The organism is Herbaspirillum sp. BH-1 (assembly GCF_002870055.1).
GTDB lineage: Bacteria > Pseudomonadota > Gammaproteobacteria > Burkholderiales > Burkholderiaceae_D > Herbaspirillum > Herbaspirillum frisingense.
This window is the reverse complement of record NZ_PKOI01000017.1, coordinates 40,014-59,446: the sequence shown is the minus strand read 5'-3', so window position 1 is coordinate 59,446 and position 19,433 is coordinate 40,014. Positions and strand designations below refer to the sequence as shown.

General features: G+C 64.3%; 16 protein-coding genes. 12 read left to right on the top strand and 4 right to left on the bottom strand.

Annotated elements, in window-relative coordinates:
- Window positions 1-58 precede the first annotated feature (58 nt).
- The 3 genes from leuE to HBH1_RS19505 are packed head-to-tail and all read left to right on the top strand — an operon-like array spanning window position 59 to window position 2,423.
- Window positions 59-691: a leucine efflux protein LeuE gene (leuE, locus tag HBH1_RS19515; protein ID WP_102664048.1), complete on the top strand. Its 633-nt coding sequence runs from the start codon at window positions 59-61 to the stop codon at window positions 689-691.
- A gap of 18 nt (window positions 692-709) precedes the next feature.
- Window positions 710-1,480, top strand: a complete 771-nt coding sequence (locus tag HBH1_RS19510; protein WP_006463427.1) for a ParA family protein — start codon at window positions 710-712, stop codon at window positions 1,478-1,480.
- A 28-nt stretch (window positions 1,481-1,508) separates the two neighbouring features.
- On the top strand, window positions 1,509-2,423 hold the full coding sequence (locus tag HBH1_RS19505; RefSeq protein ID WP_006463426.1) for a ParB/RepB/Spo0J family partition protein: 915 nt from the start codon (window positions 1,509-1,511) through the stop codon (window positions 2,421-2,423).
- A gap of 141 nt (window positions 2,424-2,564) precedes the next feature.
- Here the strand turns inward: HBH1_RS19505 and HBH1_RS19500 are convergent, their stop codons facing one another.
- A complete protein-coding gene (locus HBH1_RS19500; RefSeq protein WP_102664078.1) occupies window positions 2,565-4,109 on the bottom strand; it encodes a glucan biosynthesis protein G in 1,545 nt (514 codons plus the stop codon).
- Window positions 4,110-4,377: 268 nt separating this feature from the next.
- Between HBH1_RS19500 and bglX the strand changes: the two genes are divergently transcribed.
- Entirely contained in the window at window positions 4,378-6,732 is a 2,355-nt protein-coding gene (gene bglX / locus HBH1_RS19495; RefSeq protein ID WP_006463424.1) for a beta-glucosidase BglX, read from the top strand.
- Window positions 6,733-6,922: 190 nt separating this feature from the next.
- Here bglX and HBH1_RS19490 read toward each other — a convergent pair whose 3' ends face one another.
- Window positions 6,923-8,776, bottom strand: a complete 1,854-nt coding sequence (locus HBH1_RS19490) for an ABC transporter ATP-binding protein (protein ID WP_102664047.1) — start codon at window positions 8,774-8,776, stop codon at window positions 6,923-6,925.
- Between the two features lie 309 nt (window positions 8,777-9,085).
- On the opposite strand from HBH1_RS19490, the gene HBH1_RS19485 reads away from it, so the two are divergent.
- Complete coding sequence (locus HBH1_RS19485) at window positions 9,086-9,742, top strand: HD domain-containing protein (RefSeq protein WP_102664046.1); 657 nt, start codon at window positions 9,086-9,088, stop codon at window positions 9,740-9,742.
- Between the two features lie 112 nt (window positions 9,743-9,854).
- Here HBH1_RS19485 and HBH1_RS19480 read toward each other — a convergent pair whose 3' ends face one another.
- Entirely contained in the window at window positions 9,855-11,576 is a 1,722-nt protein-coding gene (locus tag HBH1_RS19480) for a methyl-accepting chemotaxis protein (RefSeq protein WP_102664045.1), read from the bottom strand.
- A gap of 320 nt (window positions 11,577-11,896) precedes the next feature.
- On the opposite strand from HBH1_RS19480, the gene HBH1_RS19475 reads away from it, so the two are divergent.
- From HBH1_RS19475 to HBH1_RS19465, 3 genes are all read left to right on the top strand, one after another.
- The gene (locus HBH1_RS19475; protein ID WP_102664044.1) at window positions 11,897-13,702 is read left to right on the top strand and encodes an ABC transporter ATP-binding protein/permease; all 1,806 of its coding nucleotides are present in this window, start codon (window positions 11,897-11,899) and stop codon (window positions 13,700-13,702) included.
- A gap of 126 nt (window positions 13,703-13,828) precedes the next feature.
- Window positions 13,829-14,677, top strand: a complete 849-nt coding sequence (locus tag HBH1_RS19470; protein WP_102664043.1) for a D-amino acid aminotransferase — start codon at window positions 13,829-13,831, stop codon at window positions 14,675-14,677.
- Between the two features lie 187 nt (window positions 14,678-14,864).
- The gene (locus HBH1_RS19465) at window positions 14,865-15,146 is read left to right on the top strand and encodes an HP0495 family protein (protein ID WP_039875317.1); all 282 of its coding nucleotides are present in this window, start codon (window positions 14,865-14,867) and stop codon (window positions 15,144-15,146) included.
- A gap of 64 nt (window positions 15,147-15,210) precedes the next feature.
- On the opposite strand, the gene gcvA is transcribed toward HBH1_RS19465, so the two are convergent.
- A complete protein-coding gene (gene gcvA, locus HBH1_RS19460; protein ID WP_102664042.1) occupies window positions 15,211-16,179 on the bottom strand; it encodes a transcriptional regulator GcvA in 969 nt (322 codons plus the stop codon).
- Window positions 16,180-16,366: 187 nt separating this feature from the next.
- Between gcvA and HBH1_RS19455 the strand changes: the two genes are divergently transcribed.
- The 4 genes from HBH1_RS19455 to HBH1_RS19440 are packed head-to-tail and all read left to right on the top strand — an operon-like array spanning window position 16,367 to window position 19,299.
- The gene (locus tag HBH1_RS19455) at window positions 16,367-16,747 is read left to right on the top strand and encodes a DUF2917 domain-containing protein (RefSeq protein WP_102664041.1); all 381 of its coding nucleotides are present in this window, start codon (window positions 16,367-16,369) and stop codon (window positions 16,745-16,747) included.
- Between the two features lie 35 nt (window positions 16,748-16,782).
- Window positions 16,783-17,484, top strand: coding sequence for a lipoyl(octanoyl) transferase LipB (gene lipB / locus HBH1_RS19450; protein WP_102664040.1), 702 nt, complete (start codon window positions 16,783-16,785; stop codon window positions 17,482-17,484).
- A 40-nt stretch (window positions 17,485-17,524) separates the two neighbouring features.
- Window positions 17,525-18,523 (top strand): lipoyl synthase, encoded by a 999-nt coding sequence (gene lipA, locus HBH1_RS19445; protein ID WP_006463414.1) that lies wholly within the window; start codon window positions 17,525-17,527, stop codon window positions 18,521-18,523.
- A gap of 26 nt (window positions 18,524-18,549) precedes the next feature.
- Window positions 18,550-19,299, top strand: coding sequence for a Fic family protein (locus HBH1_RS19440; protein ID WP_102664039.1), 750 nt, complete (start codon window positions 18,550-18,552; stop codon window positions 19,297-19,299).
- The last annotated feature ends 134 nt before the right edge of the window (window positions 19,300-19,433 follow it).

Below are 19,433 nucleotides of genomic sequence, written 5' to 3'. Positions count from 1 at the left end.
ACATCAGGCCGGCGGCCCGGGCAGCAACCCGGGCCGCTCACATTCAAGGAGACCCACCATGCAGGCGATCTTTCATTCCCTCGGCATCACCGATATCTGGCAATTGATTGCCGCCACCATGGTGTTCCTGCTGCTGCCCGGCCCCGGTACCTTCTGCGTGCTGACCTGCGCCGCCAAGGGGGGCTTGCGCGGTGGCTTCATGGCGCAGGCGGGTCTCATGCTGGGTGACATCGTGCTCATGTTCCTGGCGGCGGCCGGCGTGGCCGCGCTGCTGCATGCCAACCCCTTGCTGTTCCACGGCCTGCAATACCTGGGCGCGGCCTACCTGGCCTACCTCGGCGGGCGTCTTTTGTTTGCAAGAGGCGAGGGCGGTGGTACAGTCGTACCCTTTTCCAACGCCGCAGAATTCCGGCGCGGCTTTCTGGTCACCTTGTTCAACCCGAAAGCCATCGTGTTTTACATGGCGTTCTTCCCGCTGTTCCTGGACCCCGCCACGCAACAGGGCTCGCTCACCTTCTTCACGATGGGTGCCGTGATCAGTACCTGCACCTTGTTCTACGGCAGTTTCCTGATCTTCGTCGGCAATGCCGCCGCCCGTCGCATGGCCCGCAATCGCACCATCGCCAAGCTGGCCTCGCGTGCGGCCGGGGTCTTCCTGATCGGTTTCGGCATCAAGTTGACCACGCAATAACGCTCACATAAAAAAGATATGGCAAAAATATTTTGTGTCGCCAACCAGAAAGGTGGCGTAGGCAAGACCACCACCGCGGTCAACCTGGCCGCCGGTCTGGCGCAGCTGAACCAGCGCGTGCTGCTGGCCGACCTCGACCCCCAGGGCAATGCCACCATGGGTGCCGGCATCAACAAGGCCACGCTGGAAGCGTCGATCTACGAAGTGCTGTTGGGCATGTCCGATATCCGCAGCGTGCGCAAGCGTTCGGAGGCGGGCGGTTTCGACGTGCTGCCGGCCAATCGTGAGCTGGCCGGTGCCGAAGTCGAGATGGTCGAACTGGAGCAGCGCGAGGCGCGCCTGAAGATTGCCTTCGCCGAGGTGGCGGAAGACTACGACTTCATCCTCATCGACTGCCCGCCGGCACTGTCCATGCTGACCCTGAACGGCCTGTGCTCGGCGCATGGCGTGATCATCCCGATGCAGTGCGAATACTACGCACTCGAAGGCCTGTCGGACCTGGTCAACACCATCAAGAAGGTGCATGCCAAGCTGAACCCGGAGTTGAAGGTGATCGGTCTGCTGCGGGTGATGTTCGACCCGCGCATGACGCTGTCGCAACAGGTCTCGGACCAGCTGGAACAGCACTTCGGCGACAAGGTCTTCAAGACCGTCATCCCGCGCAATGTGCGACTGGCCGAAGCGCCGTCGTACGGCTTGCCGGGCGTGACCTTCGATCCTTCCTCCAAGGGTGCGCAGGCCTATATCGCGTTCGGCGCGGAAATGGTCGAGCGCATCAAGACGCTGTAATCAGGCATCGTTTTCATCAGGCAATCGCATGGCAACTCTACCGAAAAAATCCAAGGGACTGGGACGCGGACTGGACGCACTCCTGGGTGGCTCCTCCGACATCACCGAAGAAGCGCAGGCGCAAGCGGCCAAGGCCGGCCTGCCCAGCGTGATGGCCGTCACCGAGCTGCAGGCCGGCAAGTACCAGCCGCGCACCCGCATGGACGAGGGCGCGCTCAACGAGCTGGCCGCTTCCATCAAGGAACAGGGCCTGCTGCAGCCCATCCTGATCCGCGCCATCGGCCAGAAGAACGGCCGTGACGTCTACGAGATCATCGCCGGCGAGCGCCGCTTCCGCGCCGCCAAGATCGCCGGCCTGACCGAAGTGCCGGTGCTGGTCAAGAACGTGGACGACCAGACCACCGCCGCCATGGCGCTGATCGAAAACATGCAGCGCGAGGACCTCAATCCCCTGGAAGAAGCCCAGGGCATCCATCGCCTGATCACCGATTTCGCCTTCACCCACGAGCAGGCAGCGCTGGCCGTGGGCCGTTCGCGCAGTGCAGTGTCCAACCTGCTGCGCCTGCTGAACCTGGCCAAGCCGGTGCAGACCATGCTCATGGCCGGCGACATCGACATGGGCCATGCCCGCGCGCTGCTGGCGGTGGATTCGGCGACCCAGATCCAGCTGGCCAACCAGATCGTGGCCAAGCGCATGTCGGTGCGCGACGCCGAAAAGCTGGTCACCCGCGCTTCCGCCGAACAGGCCGCCAAGCCACGCGAAGCCCGCGACAAGTCGCGTGACATCGCCCGCCTGGAAGAAGAACTCTCCGACCTCCTGGCGACCCAGGTCAGCATCAAGACCGGCGCCCGCAACAAGGGTCAGCTGATCATCAACTTCAACGACCTCGATGCCCTCGATGGCGTCATCGCCCGCCTGCGCGGCGAGTCGGTGGAGAGCTGATCGCCTGCTTGTGCCTGTTTGCGCCGGGTGTGATGCACGGCACGAGGCAAGATGCGACGCCGAAAAAAATGGGCTGCAAGTGATGTCACTTGCAGCCCATTTTTATTGATATAAATAATTTACTTTTTCTGTGCCTCGGGATCAGAAGGTCCGCTGCACGTCCGAGCGCGGCGGCAGCTGATAGCTCCAGGTCTCGGTCAGCGGCTTGCCGTTGGCAGTGAGCGCGGCCCGCAATTCCACCGCCTGTGCGACGTTGCGGATCTTCACCCGCAAGGTCAGGCGCCAGCCGTTGATGGCAGGATTGGGCTGCAGTTGCGCATCGATCAGCTCGCCATTGTTGGACACGCTCACCTGCGGCTGCACCTGGGTCCCGGCCGGCAGCTTGCCCAGCGGGCCGCCGGTGAAGTCCACCAGCAGGGCCGTGGTACCGTCGAAGGCGCGGATCAGGTTGGCCTGCGTGAGCTCGCCATCGGTATGGAAGGTCTGCTTGACCCAGCCCACCTCGTTGTTGATGATGGCCGGCTCATCCATGGTCCAGTGGATGCGGTAGTCGTAGGCCACCGGTGTGCCGCGGGCCGGCAATTGCGACGGCAGCCAGTAGGCCACGATGTTGTCGTTGGTCTCGTCGGCAGTGGGGATTTCCACCAGTTGCACCGCGCCACGACCCCAGTCGCCACGCGGTTCGATCCAGGCCGAAGGACGCAGGTCGTAGCGGTCCTTCAGGTCTTCGAAGGCCGAGAACGCGCGGCCCCGCTGCAGCAGCCCGAAGCCACGCGGATTGGTCACCTCGAAGGAACTCACTTCCACGTTCTGCGGATCGTTGAGCGGACGCCACAGCCATTCGCCATTGCCGGTGTGGATCGCCAGACCGTTGGAGTCATGGATGGCCGGGCGGAAGTTGCGGCGCGAGGATTGCTGGTTGGGGCCGAACAGGAACATGCTGGTCAGCGGTGCAATGCCCAGGCGACCCACTTCGCCGCGCAGGAACACGCGGGCCTGCACATCCAGCAGCGCATCCTGGCCCGGGGTCAACGTGAACTTGTAGGCGCCGGTGGCGCGTGGCGAATCCAGCAGCGCATAGAAGGTCAGCTGCTTCTCGCCCGGGGCTGGACGCTGGATCCAGAATTCGGTGAAGTGGGGGAATTCCTCGCCGCTCAGCATGGCCGTATCGATGGCCAGGCCGCGCGCCGACAGGCCATAGACCTGGCCCTTGCCGATCACGCGGAAATAGCTCGCGCCCAGCACGCTCATGACCTCGTCTTCCTTGTCATCGCGGTTGAGCGGATAGACCACCCGGAAGCCCGCATAGCCCAGGTGCGCGGTGCTGTCCTTGGCCAGCGCCAGGTCACCGAAGTTGAAGCGGTCGGTGCTGTAGCCCACATCCTGCACGCGACCATCGATGATCTCGTGGATCGCCACCGGCGCGTTGAACTGCATGCCCTGGTGGTAGAAGGCCAGCTTGAAGGGCGTCTTCTGGTCGCGCCATTCGAACTTCTCGCTCTTCGGCTGGATCTTCATGTAGTCGGCGAACTGCATCGCCGCAAAGGTCGGCGAGAGATTGCTCGCCGGTTTCTGGTAAGGCTTGTCGGCCAGCGCCCTGGCGCGTGCCACGGCCTGGTTGAGGTCGAAGCCCTGGTTGCTCTGCGCCTGCACCGAGGCTGCCAGCAGCGAAGCTGTCAGCACCATGCCGTGCAGGAAATTCCATTTCAATCCACGTTTGATCAATGCATCTCTCCACAAAGAGGCGGCATTCCAGCACAAACGGGCTGGTCACCGCCATGGTCCTGTCTGTCCTACAGGCATCAAAACAGAATAATATAGCGAACCGTCCGACCGGCTAAGCATCATAGAAGACAAGCAATAACTGATCCCGCCGGCCAGACCGCCTTCGACGGGCCGCTGCACCCTGTAGAGAGCAGCGCGCCGCCAAAGTTTAGAAAAAGAGAGGAAACCCGTGTCCCACAAGCTTACCGAGCGGCAAGCCGCGCCCGTGCGCCGCCCCCGCCTGGCCTTGGCCATGACCCTGTGCGCGCTGGCCTGTAGCGCCGCGCTCAGTGGCCCCGCGGCCCATGCGCAAGCCAACCCCGCCTTGCTGGGTGACAAGACCGCCTTCATCGACGACCTGCTGCGTCAGATGACGCTGGAAGAAAAGATCGGCCAGTTGCGCCTGATCAGCATCGGCCCGGAAATGCCCGCCAAGAAACTGGCCGAGGAACTGGCCGCCGGCCGCGTCGGTGGCACCTTCAATTCGGTCACCCGCGCCGAGAACCGGCCGCTGCAGGAAGGCGCGATGCGCTCGCGCCTGAAGATCCCGATGTTCTTCGCCTATGACGTGATCCACGGCCACCGCACCACCTTCCCGATCGGTCTGGGCCTGGCCTCCAGCTGGGACATGGACCTGGTCGCCAAGGCCATGCGCACCTCCGCCGAGGAAGCCGCCGCCGACAGCATCGACATGACCTTCGCGCCGATGGTGGACATCAGCCGCGACCCGCGCTGGGGCCGCACCTCGGAAGGCTTCGGTGAAGACCCCTACCTGGTCTCGCGCATCGCCGATGTCTCGGTGCGCGCACTGCAGGGCGAGACCCGGCCCATCGCTGCCAATCGCGTCATGGCCAGCGTCAAGCACTTTGCACTGTATGGGGCGGTGGAGGGCGGGCGCGACTACAACGTGGTCAACATGGACCCGCAACGCATGTACAACGACTACCTGCCGCCGTATCGCGCCGCCATCGATGCCGGCGCCGGTGCCGTGATGGTGGCGCTCAATTCCATCAATGGCGCCCCGGCCACCTCCAACACCTGGCTGCTGCAGGACCTGCTGCGCCGCGATTGGGGCTTCAAGGGCCTGACCGTGTCTGACCACGGCGCCATCACCGAACTGGTCAACCACGGCGTGGCGCAGAACGACAGCGAAGCGGCGCGCCTGTCCATGAAGGCCGGCACCGACATGAGCATGGCCGACCAGGTCTACATCAAGCAACTGCCGGAGCTGGTGCGCTCGGGCAAGGTCTCGCAGCAGGAACTGGACAACGCCGTGCGCGACATCCTCGGCGCCAAGTACGACCTGGGCCTGTTCAAGGACCCGTTCGTGCGCATCGGCCGTGCTGCCGATGATCCGGCCGATGTCTATGCCGATGCACGCCTGCATCGCGCCGCTGCCCGTGAAGTCGCGCAGCAGTCCATGGTGCTGCTGGAAAACCGCAATGCCACGCTGCCGCTGAAGAAGAATGCCCGCATCGCGCTGGTCGGCCCGCTGGCCGATTCGCACATCGACATGCTGGGCAGCTGGTCGGCCGCCGGCCGCGACAAGCAGACCATCACCGTGCGCCAGGGCCTGCAGGCCGCGGTGGGCACGCAGGGCAGGCTGGTCTATGCCCGTGGCGCCAACATCACCGAAGACAAGCACATCGTCGATTACCTCAACTTCCTGAACTGGGATGATCCGGAGGTGGTGCAGGACAAGCGCAGCCCGCAGGCGATGATCGCCGAAGCCGTGCAGGCGGCCGCCAATGCCGACGTCATCGTGGCCGCCGTGGGTGAGTCGCGTGGCATGTCGCATGAATCCTCCAGCCGCACTTCGCTGTCGCTGCCGCAGAGCCAGCAAGATCTGCTCAAGGCGCTCAAGGCCACCGGCAAGCCGCTGGTGCTGGTCTTGATGAATGGCCGCCCGCTGGACCTGAACTGGGCACGCGAGAACGCCTCGGCCGTGCTGGAGACCTGGTACACCGGCACCGAGGGGGGCAATGCGATCGCCGATGTGCTGTTCGGCGACGTCAATCCGTCCGGCAAGCTGCCGCTGACCTTCCCGCGGTCGGTGGGGCAGATCCCGAGCTACTACAACCATCCGCGTGTCGGTCGTCCCTTTACCGAAGGCAAGCCCGGCAACTACACCTCGCAATACTTCGACGAGCCCAATGGCCCGCTCTATCCCTTCGGCTATGGCCTCAGCTATACCGAGTTCAAGCTCTCCGAGGTGAGCCTGTCGCAGCCCACCATGCAGGCCGATGGCAAGGTGGAGGCCAGCGTCACCGTGAAGAATATCGGCCGCCGCGCCGGTGCGACCGTGGTGCAGCTGTACATCCGCGACGTGGCGGCCTCGGTGGTGCGGCCGGTCAAGGAACTGAAGGATTTCCGCAAGCTGATGCTGCAGCCGGGAGAAGAAAAGCAGGTGCGCTTCAGCATCGACCGCAAGGCGCTGTCCTTCTACAACGCCAAGCTGGAATACGTGGCCGAGCCGGGTGAATTCCAGGTGCAGGTGGGCCTGGATTCCAAGGAGGTGAAGACGGCTTCGTTCAATCTGCAGTAAGGGTCTGCAGAAAGGGCGATAGGTCTCCCATCAGCGGGACATCCGTTCGGACTGAGATGGGAACCGCCATGGATGATCATGCGGATCTTCGTCAGACAAAGAAAAATGGGCACGCTCAACAGAGTGTGCCCATTTTCATTTCCGGCCCGGCTTTGCGTAAATGATATAAATCATTTATCCGGCGACGGTATCAGGCCGCTGCTGCTTCGTCTTCCTCTTCGCCCAGGAAGCCACCGCTCTGGTGCGCCCACAGCCGCGCATACAAGCCGTTGGCCGCCAGCAGCTGGCTATGCGTGCCTTGCTCGACAATGCGCCCCTGGTCCAGCACGATCAGGCGATCCATGGCCGCGATGGTGGACAGACGGTGCGCGATGGCGACCACGGTCTTGCCTTCCATCAGCTTGTACAGGCTGGTCTGGATGGCCGCTTCCACTTCCGAATCGAGCGCGCTGGTGGCCTCGTCCAGCAACAGGATGGGAGCGTCCTTGAGCATCACGCGGGCAATCGCGATGCGCTGGCGCTGGCCGCCGGACAGCTTCACGCCGCGTTCGCCGACATGGGCGTCGTAACCGGTGCGGCCCTTGGCGTCGGCCAGGGTGCCGATGAAATCATGCGCCTCGGCCTGTTCGGCGGCGTGGACCATCTCGGCATCGCTGGCGTCGGGGCGGCCATAGATCACGTTCTCGCGCACCGAACGATGCAGCAGGGAGGTGTCCTGGGTGACCATGCCGATCTGCGCGCGCAGGCTGTCCTGGGTGACGTGGGCGATGTCCTGGCCATCGATGGTGATGCGACCGCCCTCGATATCGTAGAAGCGCAGCAGCAGGTTGACGATGGTCGACTTGCCGGCACCGGAGCGGCCGACCAGGCCGATCTTTTCGCCGGGTTTGATCACCAGGTCCAGGCGGTCCACCACCGGACGTGGCGCCGCGCCACCATAGCTGAAGCTCACGCCTTCGAAGCGCAGTTCGCCCTGCGTGACCTTCAGCGGCTTGGCATCCGGCGCATCCTTGACGTCATGCGCCAGCGCCAGCGTATTGATACCGTCCTGCACCGTGCCGACGTGCTCGAACAGGGCCGACATTTCCCACATCACCCAGTGGGCGATGCCGTTCAGGCGCAGCGCCATGGCGGTGCTGGCGGCCACCGCACCGATGCCCACCTTGCCTTGGGTCCACAGGTACAGCGATACCCCGCTGGCTCCGATGATGAGGATCATGTTCAGGATGTGGTTGACCACCTCGAAACCGGACACCAGCCGCATCTGGCGATTGACCGTCGACAGGAATTCGCGCATCGCGCTGCGGGCATAATCAGCCTCGCGGCCGGCATGCGAGAACAGCTTGACGGTGGCGATGTTGGTATAGGCATCCGTGATGCGACCGGTCATCAGCGAACGCGCATCGGCCTGGCTGCGTGCCACCGCCGACAGGCGTGGCACGAAATAGCGCAGCGCCACCGCGAAGGTCGCCAGCCAGACGAAGAAGGGTGCCAGCATCCACATGTCGAAGCTGCCGACCACGCCGATCAGGGTCGCGAAATAGATGGTGATGAAGACCAGGATGTCGCCCACGATCATGCAGAAGTCACGCACCGCCAGCGCGCTTTGCATGACCTTGGTGGCGACCCGGCCGGCGAATTCGTTCTGGTAGAAGCTCATGCTCTGGCTGAGCATGAGGCGATGGAAATTCCAGCGCAGCAGCATGGGGAAGTTGCCGGCCAGGGTCTGGTGCTTGAACATGGTCTGCAGGGCGATCAGCAGCGGACTGGCGGCCAGGATCAGCAACAGCCACAGCAGCGTATGCCCTTCTTGCGCCCACAGGTGCGCCGGCTCGACCTTGGCCAGCCAGTCGACGATGCGGCCCAGCGCCGCAAACAGCAGTGCCTCGAATACACCGATGATGGCCGTCATCAGCGTCATGGCGGCGATGTAGGGGCGTACGCCCCGGGTACAGAACCAGATGAAGCGCATGAAGCCGCGTGGCGGCGGCAGGGGATGTGTTTCCGGGTAGGGATGGACCAGTTTTTCGAACCAGCTGAACATGCAACAAACTCCAAAAAGGGGGCGGCGGGCGACGGCGATACTGCGGCGGACGCAGGACAGGCCAGGTTGGCCTGCGGCGCGGCTTCATGCGTGGCTGGCGGATCGTTGCGGCAGCAGGGCCGCTATCGTGATCCGGGGCTGGCCCGCGATAGGGTGGACGCCATGGAAGCCGCATCATCTCATAGGCGTGGGGCCCAGGTGTATCGGACAAGACAAAAACACTTGTCGGAAAATCGGAATGGTGGCCGGCGCTTGAAGTTCCCTGATCGGCGATACTGATGAATTGCCATCTATTCATCTGTTGCAGCCATGAATCTCTCTCAAGCCGCCGTCGCCTTCCTGCCACAGGAGCAGTTGGCCCTATCGTTGTTGCCCCATGTCCTCGACGACGCCGCTGATGGTTCGCATGATCTCTCGCACCTGCTGCGGGTCTGGAACAATGCACGTCGCCTCCAGCAGGAGGAGGGCGGTGACCTGCGCATCCTGCTGGCCGCCGTGCTCTTGCATGACTGCGTGCGGGTGGAGAAGGATTCGCCCCTGCGCGCCCAGGCCTCGACGCTCTCGGCGCAACGCGCGCGGGAAATCCTGGACGCGCTGGGGTGGACCGCGCAAGACGCCGACCGCGTAGCCCATGCCGTGCAGGCCCACAGCTACTCGGCGCAGATCACGCCGCAGTCGCTGGAGGCGAAGATCGTGCAGGATGCCGACCGGCTGGACGCCATCGGCGCCATTGGCGTGGCTCGTTGCTTCTATGTGGCGGGGCGGATGGGGTCGGCGCTCTATGAACCGCTGGACCCACAGGCGCACGGGCGGGTACTGGAGGATCGTCGCTTCGCGCTGGACCATTTCCCGGCCAAGCTATTGCGCTTGCAGGAGGGCTTCCAGACCGCCAGCGGAGCGGCCATGGCCAGCGCACGGCAGGCACGCATGCGCGCGTTCGTGGAGGATTTCCTGGGGGAGTTGTGAGGGGGAGGGTGGTGCGCAGGGAGTAGCGCCAGCAGCGCCTGCCCGCTCGCGAGGGGAAGAGCAGGTGGCCCGGACCGAGGCCACCTGATCACCAGAGCACTTCACTTGAGCATCACGCCGCCAGTTTTTCCATCGCCAGTGCTGGTGCCACTTGCAGCGGGACCTGTACGGTACGCAACAGCGGTGCGGTTTGCGCTGTCCTTGCCGGGGCCACCCCCGCTACCGGTGCCGCCACCAGCGCGTCCGGTGCTTCCAGCTGGAAGACGCCCACCGCCTGGTTCAGGTTCACCGCCTGCTCCTGCAGCGTGGCCACGGCGGCGCTGGCCTGTTCCACCAGCGCGGCATTGTGCTGGGTCACCTGATCCATCAGGGCAATGGCCTTGTTGACTTCCTCGATGCCCACGCTCTGCTCATGGCTGGCGGTGGAAATCTCGCCCATCACATCGGTGACCTGCTGCACGCTGGCCACGATCTGTTCCATGGTCTCGCCGGCCCGTTCCACCAGGCGGGTCCCGGCTTCGACGTTGTTGACCGAGGCGTCGATCAGTTGCTTGACTTCCTTGGCGGCCGCCGCGCTGCGTTGGGCCAGGCTGCGCACCTCGGTGGCGACCACGGCGAAACCACGGCCCTGTTCACCGGCGCGGGCCGCTTCCACTGCGGCATTCAAGGCCAGGATATTGGTCTGGAAGGCGATGCCGTCGATCACCCCGATGATGTCCACGATCTTGCGCGACGAGGTGTTGATGGCGGCCATGGTATCGACCACCTCTTCGACGATCGCGCCACCCTGCTTGGCGATGTCGGAGGCATTGCGCGCCAGCTGGTTGGCTTCGCGGGCATGGCCGTCGTTCTGCTTGACGGTCGCGGTCAGCTGTTCCATGGCCGAGGCGGTTTCTTCCAGCGAGGCGGCCTGGTCTTCGGTGCGGGCCGAGAGGTCACTGTTGCCGGCGGCGATCTGGGCGCTGATGGTGGCCACACCGGCGGCGGCATCGCGCACTTCGCTGACGGTGTTGCGCAGGTTGCCGCTCATTTCGGCCAGGGCTTCCATGATGCTCTGGCGACGCGCATTGCCGGCATGGCGCAGCGTCACCTCGTGGTACAGCTCGCCACGGTCCACGGCCAGCGCCACGTGCTTGACCTCGTCCGGCTCGGCGCCCAGTGCGCCACGGATGGAGCGGGTGATCAGCGTGGCCAGCACCACTCCGGCCACCAGCGCGGCGCTGAGCAGGATCAGCATGAAGGCCTGGAAGCCGCGTGCGGTGCTGCGGGCCTTGGCTGATTCAGCCTGGCTCATGCCTTCTTCCAGGTCGATGAACTGGTTGATCGCGGCCAGCCATTCGACAAAGGCCGGCTTGACCTGGCCCAGCATCAACTGGCGCGCAGCGTCGATGTCACCCGCCTTGCGTGCCGCGATGGCCTTGGCAGCCAGCGGCATGGCGCGGACTTCCACGGCCTTGATGCGTTCCAGGCTGGCGCGCTCGTCGGGACGCACGCTCATGCTGGCGAAGACCGCATCGAGCGGCTTGGCCGACTGCTGGTAATCGGCGTCGAGCTTGTCGATCAGCGCCATCACGTCCTTGACCTCGGCATCGCCCACCAGGGTCAGGTCGCGCAGGGCGATGGCGCGGTCATGCACGCTGCCGCGGAAGTTGATGGCGTAGCGCTGCTTGACGTTGTTGTCTTCGCTGACCCGCGCCAGGCTGCCTTCGATGGCATTGACCTTGGTAATGCTGACCACGGTCAGCACCAGCATCATCGCCAGTACCAGCGCAAAGCTCAGTGACAATTGGGCGGCGACGCTCAGTGAGCGGCGCTTGGGGGTAAGTGGATGCATGACAGGCTCCCTGGAATGATGGACTGGTGACGCGACAGTGACTTGTGACCGATGTTGCCGATGTTGCTGATTATTGCGGGTCAGCCCGCAGGCGCCTACCAGACGATGGTATTAGTCCACCCTCGGACACGGCATTGATGACCGGCAACATGGTGCGAAGAGGGCAGTCTAGCGGCAATCGCCACGGCCCTGGATTGAATCTTCCGATGGAAGCGATAGCCTCTGCGCAGTCCCGCGGGATGGGCGGGGAGAGGGTGCTTAAGCCTGCGTTAAGTCTTCTGCGGCAAGCTGGGCAGCAAAACAACCGCCAGGACCACGACATGACCGAACACCCGTCCCCTGCAGTCGCTTCCACACCACCGGCCGATCCCGGCCATCTCGCCAACCGTGCCACCCGCGCTCAGATATGGCGGCTCATCCGGCCATTCTGGGTGTCCGAAGAAAAGTGGAAGGCCTGGGCGCTGCTGCTGTCCATCATTGCCCTGAACCTGGGCATGGTCTACATCAACGTGCGCCTGAACTCGTGGAACCGCGACATGTACAACGTGCTGCAATCGCGCGACTATCCGCAGTTCAAATCGCTGCTGTGGCAGTTCTCGGGCCTGGCCTTCGTCTTCGTGGCCATCGCCATCTATAGCGTCTACCTGAAGCAGGCGCTGCAGATCCGCTGGCGCTACTGGATGAGCACCCGCTATCTCGACCAGTGGCTCGCGCATCGCGCCTATTACCGCATCGAGCAGGGGCAGGAGGGGCGGCTCTCGGACAACCCCGACCAGCGCATCGCCGAGGACCTGCATGCACTGACCTCCGACACGCTGTCGCTGGTGCTCGGGTTCATCTCCAGCAGCGTCACCCTGTTTTCCTTCATCCATATCCTGTGGTCGGTCAGTGGCCCGCTGAGTTTTTCGGCCGGTGGTCACAGCTGGGTCATTCCCGGTTACATGGTCTGGTTCGTCATCGCCTATGCCGCCGTCGGGTCCGGGCTGGTGTGGTGGATCGGTCGTCCGCTGGTGGGACTGAGCTTCAACCAGGAGCGCTTCGAGGCCAACTTCCGTTTCGGCCTGATCCGCGTGCGCGAGCATGCGGAGGCGGTGGCCCTGTACCGCGGCGAGGCGCAGGAACGCACGCAGCTCACGGCACGCCTGGACGATATCCGCCGCAACTGGTGGGACATCATGCGGCTGACCAAGAAGCTCAATGTGGCCGTCAATTTCTATGGCCAGTTCGCCGTGATCTTCCCCATGCTGGTGTCGGCGCCGCGCTACTTCTCGGGCGCCATCTCGCTGGGTGTACTGATGCAGATCAGCGATGCCTTCGGCCAGGTGCAGGATGCGCTGTCATGGTTCATCAATGCCTTCACCACGCTGGCCAGCTGGAAGGCCAGTATCAACCGGCTGGCGGGCTTTCATGCCGATGTGGAGCGCGCGGCCGGCATGGCGCGCACCATCGAGGTCACACCGCATGCGGGCAGTGCGGTGACGGTGTCGGGTCTGCAGCTGTCCTTCCCGGATGGTGCGCCGATGATGCGCAGTCTCGATGCCCGGGTGGAGTCGGGCGAGCACGTGCTCATCAGCGGCCCCTCGGGATGTGGCAAGTCCACGCTGATCCGCGCCATGGCCGATGTCTGGCCCTATGGTCATGGCCAGGTCGGCCTGCCGCAGGATGCGCCGGTGATGTTCCTGCCCCAGCGCAGCTACCTGCCCATCGGCAGCCTGCGGGCCGCGCTCTCCTATCCGGCGGCCGAAGGCAGTTTCGAAGATGCCCTCATCACCCGTTACCTGGCCCTGTGCCGGCTGTCGCACCTGGCCGACCGGCTGGATGTGGCGGCCAACTGGAGCCAGGCACTGTCGCCGGGTGAGCAGCAGCGGCTGGCCTTCGTGCGGGTGTTTCTGAATCGTCCGCGCATCGTGTTCCTGGATGAAGCCAGCAGCGCCATGGATGGCGAGACCGAAGAGGTGCTCTATGCCGCCTTGCCGCGCGAGCTGCCGGGCGTGACCGTGATCAGCATCGCGCACCGCGAGACGCTGGCACGTTTCCACGACGTGCGCTGGAAGTTCGTGCCGGCGGCAGCGGGCGAGGGAGAGGGCGCGGGGCATCGGGTACAGATGCAGCCCATCGCGTCGTGACCTCACCGGTTGGTACGACCATACCGTTTTTGCATAAGCTCGGCAGAGAGGGCGTGACAGAATGGATTCATCGCGGCACGGTTCGCCGCATCCACCCGCTCACCCATGATTACTGGAAAGCCCACCATGAACGATCCCATCGTCTATCTCAATGGCGAACTCACGCCGCTGTCCGAAGCCCGCGTCCCGGTGCTGGATCGCGGTTTCATCTTCGGCGATGGCATCTACGAGGTGATCCCCATGTATCGCCGCAAGGCCTTCCGTGGTCGCCAGCACCTGGCGCGCCTGTTCCGCAGCCTGGACAGCATCGGTATTCCCAATCCGCATGACGAGGCCGGCTGGAACGCCCTGATCGACCAGGTCGTGCAGGCCAACGGTCTGGACGACCAGATGATCTACCTGCAGGTCACCCGGGGTGTGGCCAAGCGCGCCCACGCCTTCCCCAAGGAAGTGGTGCCGACGGTACTGATCATGACCAACCCCATGGCGCTGCCGCCAGCTTCGGCCATCGAGCAGGGTGTGGCCTGCGTGACCATGGAAGATCGCCGCTGGCTCAACTGCCAGATCAAGTCGACCTCGCTGCTGGGCAATGTGCTGGCCGCCCAGTTCGCCGCCGAGAATGAAGTGACCGAGGCGATCCAGTTCCGTGATGGTTTCCTGTCGGAGGCGTCGTCCTCCAATGTGTGGGTGGTCAAGGATGGCCAGATATCGGCGCCGCCCAAGGACAACCTGATCCTGGAAGGCATCCGCTATGGCCTGATGGAAGAGCTGTGCGCCGAAGAGGGCATCGTGCTGCAGTCGCGTCGCATCACCCGCGAGGAAGTGCTGGCCGCCGACGAGCTCATCATTTCCTCGGCCAGCAAGGAAGTGCTGCCGGTGGTCAAGCTGGACGGCCAGCCGGTGGGTAGCGGACGTCCGGGTCCGGTGTTCGGCAAGGTCTATGCGGCCTACCAGGCAGCCAAGGCCCGTCTGTAAGCGTGTCGGCAATGTGGTCAATGGCGACCCTGACGTTTTCTGCACGTCGGGTCGCCGGCATGGCGTAGAATGCAGGCATCCCCCACCCGTATTCACCTGACCCTCCGCTTGAAGCGCGCCGGTTCATCCCCATCTGGGAGCATTGAAACCAGGAGCGCCGAAGCGGACAACGCCAAGGCGGTTTGCCATGACTATGCCCACTATTTCCCCTGAAGAATCCCTGATCGAATATCCCAGCGACTTCCCCATCAAGGTGGTCGGGATCACCCATGACGATTTCGCCGAAACCATCGTCGCCATGGTCATCGAGCACGATCCCGAGTTTCATGCGGGCAAGGTCGAGATGCGGCCGTCCACCCAGGGCAAGTATCTGTCGCTGACGCTGACCGTGCGCGCGACCAGCCGCACCCAGCTCGACAACATCTATCGCGCGCTGTCCACCCACGAGATGGTCAAGTTCGTGCTCTGATCCGGTTCGCGGTGTCGCAAGGTCGGCAAAGACCGGCGCAGTCCTTCGGGATGCGCCGGTTTTTTCATGGGCTTTTCGCTTTTTTGCGGGCTGGCGTTTTCGGCACATCGCCCGGCCAGCCGGGGATGGCCTGGAAGCGTTGCATCTCCTCGAAGATCCATCGGCGGAAGGCCACCACGCCGGGCTTTTCCATCCCCTCCGGCAGGTGCACCAGGTAATGCGCTTCCTCGCACAGCAGCGCTACATCGAACAGGCGCACCAGCGTGCCACTGGCGATTTCCTGCGAGGCGATGGTGTGTCGCGACAGCGCCACGCCCTTGCCCTCGACGGCATGGCGCAGGGTCAGTGAGGAGTCTTCCACCACCAGCGTGCCGCTGGGTTCCGGCAGATCCAGCCCGGCCAGGGTCAGCCAGGGTTGCCAGGACTCGCGGGTATCCATGCGCAACAGGGTGCAATGGGCCAGGTCGGCCGGGCGCGTGAGCTTGCGGCTACGACCACCGTTGCCGCGATAGCCGGGCGCGGCCACCGGGTAGTAGTAATCGTCGCTGAGCTTTTCGGTGACCACGCCGCTGTACTTTCCGCGACCGAAGCGGATGCCCACATCCACCCCGTCCAGACGCAGGTCGGCCAGATGGCTGCCCGATTGCAGCACCACCTCGATCTCCGGATGGACATCGATGAACTTCCACAGGCGCGGCGCCAGCCAGCGTGACGCGAACGAGGGCGTGACCGAGATCACCAGGCGCTGCTGGCGGTTCAGGCTGCGCAGGTGTTCGGCGGCCTGGGCGATTTCGCCGAGCGACTTGCGGATGGTGGCGGCGAGACGCTGGCCGGTCTCGGTGATGGCGATACGCTTGCCGTGGCGTTTGAAGAGCTGCAGGCCCAGGTCTGCTTCCAGCGCGCGCACCTGGTGGCTGATGGCGCTGGGGGTGACATGCACCTCCTCGGCCGCGCGCGAGAAGCATTCGTGGCGGGCGGCCGCGTCGAAGCCACGCAGGGCGGGCAGGTTGGGCAGTTTCCGGAGATCGGCCATGGTGGGCTCCTTGTGAATTCCATTCGCAAAGAAACGCAATATATATCGTTTTGTTGTGCTGCAGGGTTTTCCTACAATGGTGACTCATTCACCATCACTCCAGGCATTTTCCCTCTGAAAGCCGCACCCGATCGGGCAGCGCGGCAGGGACGCGGCTTGCCTGGATTTTCGCAAGGGAGTACCCGACATGGCAATTTCATTCGCAGATCAGACAATTCCGGAACGGCTTCTGGAAGGACAGACGCAGACCCGCCGCCTGCGCGGTGGGGTGCGCATCCGCGTCACCAGCGGCCTGGTGTGGCTGACCATTGCCGGCTGCCGGCAGGACATCTGGCTCGCGGCCGGACGTTGCTTTGACTACCACGGGCGCGGGCTGGCCATACTCGAAGCGGTGCACGGCGCGGCCGAGTTCACGGTGTCGCCCCTGCGTCGGGCGGGCTGGCGCGGCTGGCTGTCCGGCGCAGGTTCTGCCATCGCCCCGCAGGCGCCCTTGCTGTCCGGCGCCGAGGGTGGCGATACGGTACGTATCAGCAAGTTGTTGCCGCACGGACTGATCCGCTGGTTCTGACACGGCCCTGTCCGAATTTCGCTACACTGGCGGGCATGCAAACCGCACTACCCCCCGCCAGCGCCAGCATCACGCCCGCCGCCACGGCCCGCCGTCCAGAGCTCGTACGGCGCGGCGTCGAGTCCTACGAGACCAGCTTCGCCGCCATGCGCGCCTACACCGATGCGCGTACCGCCGACAGCCCCGACCAGCTCTGGATCGTCGAACATCCCCCTGTCTATACCCTGGGCCTGGGCGCCGACCGCGCCCATGTGTTGAACCCGCACGACATCCCGGTGGTGCAGACCGACCGGGGAGGCGAGGTCACCTACCACGGTCCCGGACAGGTGGTCATCTACCTCCTGATGGACCTGCGCCGCAATCGCAGCGGGGCGCGCCTGTTCGCCCGGGAATTCGTGCACAACATCGAAGAGGCGGTGATCGCCACGCTGGCGGCGTATAATCTCGCCGGTGTACGCAAGGAAGGGGCGCCCGGCATCTACGCCGCCGACGGCCCCTGGCAGGGCGCCAAGGTGGCCGCGCTGGGCTTGAAGATACGGGGCAACGGCTGCACCTACCACGGGGTATCGCTCAACGTGGCCATGGACCTGGCACCGTTTTCCTGGATCAACCCCTGTGGCTACGAAGGCCTGGCCACCGTGGACATGCAGACCCTGGGGGCCGGACAGGCCCGCCTGGCCGATGTCCAGGACTTGCTTGCCGACCAACTGATCGCCCGCTTCGCGGGCATGGCTTGAGCCTCACGCGCTGAGCGCGCCCGGGGCCGGAACGACCGACATGACGACCGAAATCACTCCCGCAGCAGATTCCTCCTCCAATGCCAATGCCGCCGGTGCGGCCCGCGTGAACCCGCTGGACAAGCAGAAGGGCGCCGGCAAGACGGCCTGGATTCCCATCAAGGTGGTGGCCGCCGAAAAGCTGAAGAAGCCGGACTGGATTCGCGTCAAGGCCGGCTCGCCGACCACGCGCTTCTACGAGATCAAGGACATCCTGCGCGCCAACAACCTGGTGACGGTCTGTGAGGAAGCCTCCTGCCCCAACATCGGCGAATGCTTCGGCAAGGGCACGGCGACCTTCATGATCATGGGTGACAAGTGCACCCGCCGCTGCCCGTTCTGCGACGTCGGCCACGGTCGTCCCGACCCGCTGGACCCCAACGAGCCGGAAAACCTGGCCAAGACCATCGCCCAGCTGCGCCTGTCCTACGTGGTCATCACCAGCGTGGACCGCGACGACCTGCGTGACGGCGGTGCCGCCCACTTCGCGGCCTGCATCCAGCGTGTACGCGAGTTATCGCCCGAGACCCGCATCGAGATCCTGACCCCGGACTTCCGTGGCCGCATGGACCGCGCCCTGGAAATCCTCAAGATGGCCCCGCCGGACGTGATGAACCACAACCTGGAAACCGCGCCGCGCCTGTACAAGGAAGCCCGCCCCGGTTCCGACTACGAGTATTCGCTGAGCCTGTTGAAGCGCTTCAAGGACCTGCATCCGGAAGTGCCGACCAAGTCCGGCATCATGGTCGGCCTGGGCGAGACCGACGAGGAAGTGCTGCAGGTCATGCGCGACATGCGCGCCCACAACGTCGACATGCTCACCATCGGCCAGTACCTCATGCCCAGCGGCGACCACCTGCCGGTACGCCGCTACGTGCACCCCGACACCTTCAAGATGTACGAGGAAGAGGCCTACAAGATGGGCTTCGTGCACGCCGCCGTGGGCGCCATGGTGCGTTCCAGCTATCACGCCGACCAGCAGGCACACGGGCTGGTGTAAGCCCGGGTCCGAGCCGAGGCAGCCAGATGCCGCCCCCAGTCAGGTTCGACCGCATCGATGCCGACCGGGCGAGGCTGGACGCCGCCCGGCCATTACCCCCTCACACGGTCGCCTCCCTGCGCGACAAATTGATGCTGGAGTGGACCTATCACTCCAACGCCATCGAAGGCAATACGCTGACCCTGCGCGAGACCAAGGTGGTGCTGGAAGGCATCACCGTCGGCGGCAAGTCCCTGCGCGAACACTTCGAGGCCATCAATCACCGCGATGCCATCCTGCTGGTGGAACAGATCGTCGCCGGCAATGAAGCCTTGAGCGAGTCGCATATCAAGGACCTCCATAGCCTGGTCCTGAAGGGTATCGATGCCGATGAGGCCGGCCGCTACCGCCGTGAAAACGTGGTGATCGCCGGTGCCAGCACCACGCCGCCGGATTTCCTGCACCTCAACGATGAAATGGCGGCGCTGCTGGACTGGTATCGCCAGGCAGGCAAGCTGCATGCGGTCGAGCGGGCGGCGCAGCTGCATACGCGCTTCGTGAAGATCCATCCCTTTGTGGATGGCAACGGTCGTACCGGCCGATTGCTGCTGAACCTGGAACTGATGAAGGCAGGCTACCCGCCGGCCGTGATCCGCAAGGAAGACCGCCTGGCCTATTACGATGCTCTCGATGAGGCCTGCGTCAGTGGTGATCATGATGACATCACCGCGCTGGTCGCCGAGAGCGTGCAGCGCTCGTTGAGCCTGTATCTCGATCTGCTTCCCGCGCCCGGCTAGCCGGACCTGGCCGGTTGGCCGCAGCCTGTTCAAATTCCCTGCACGAATTGGACAATTGCCTTCACCGCCGCAGGCGAGGCGCTGAAAGAAACCCGGCCGCAAGGTAAGATACGCGGTTCTGAGCATTCGATTCG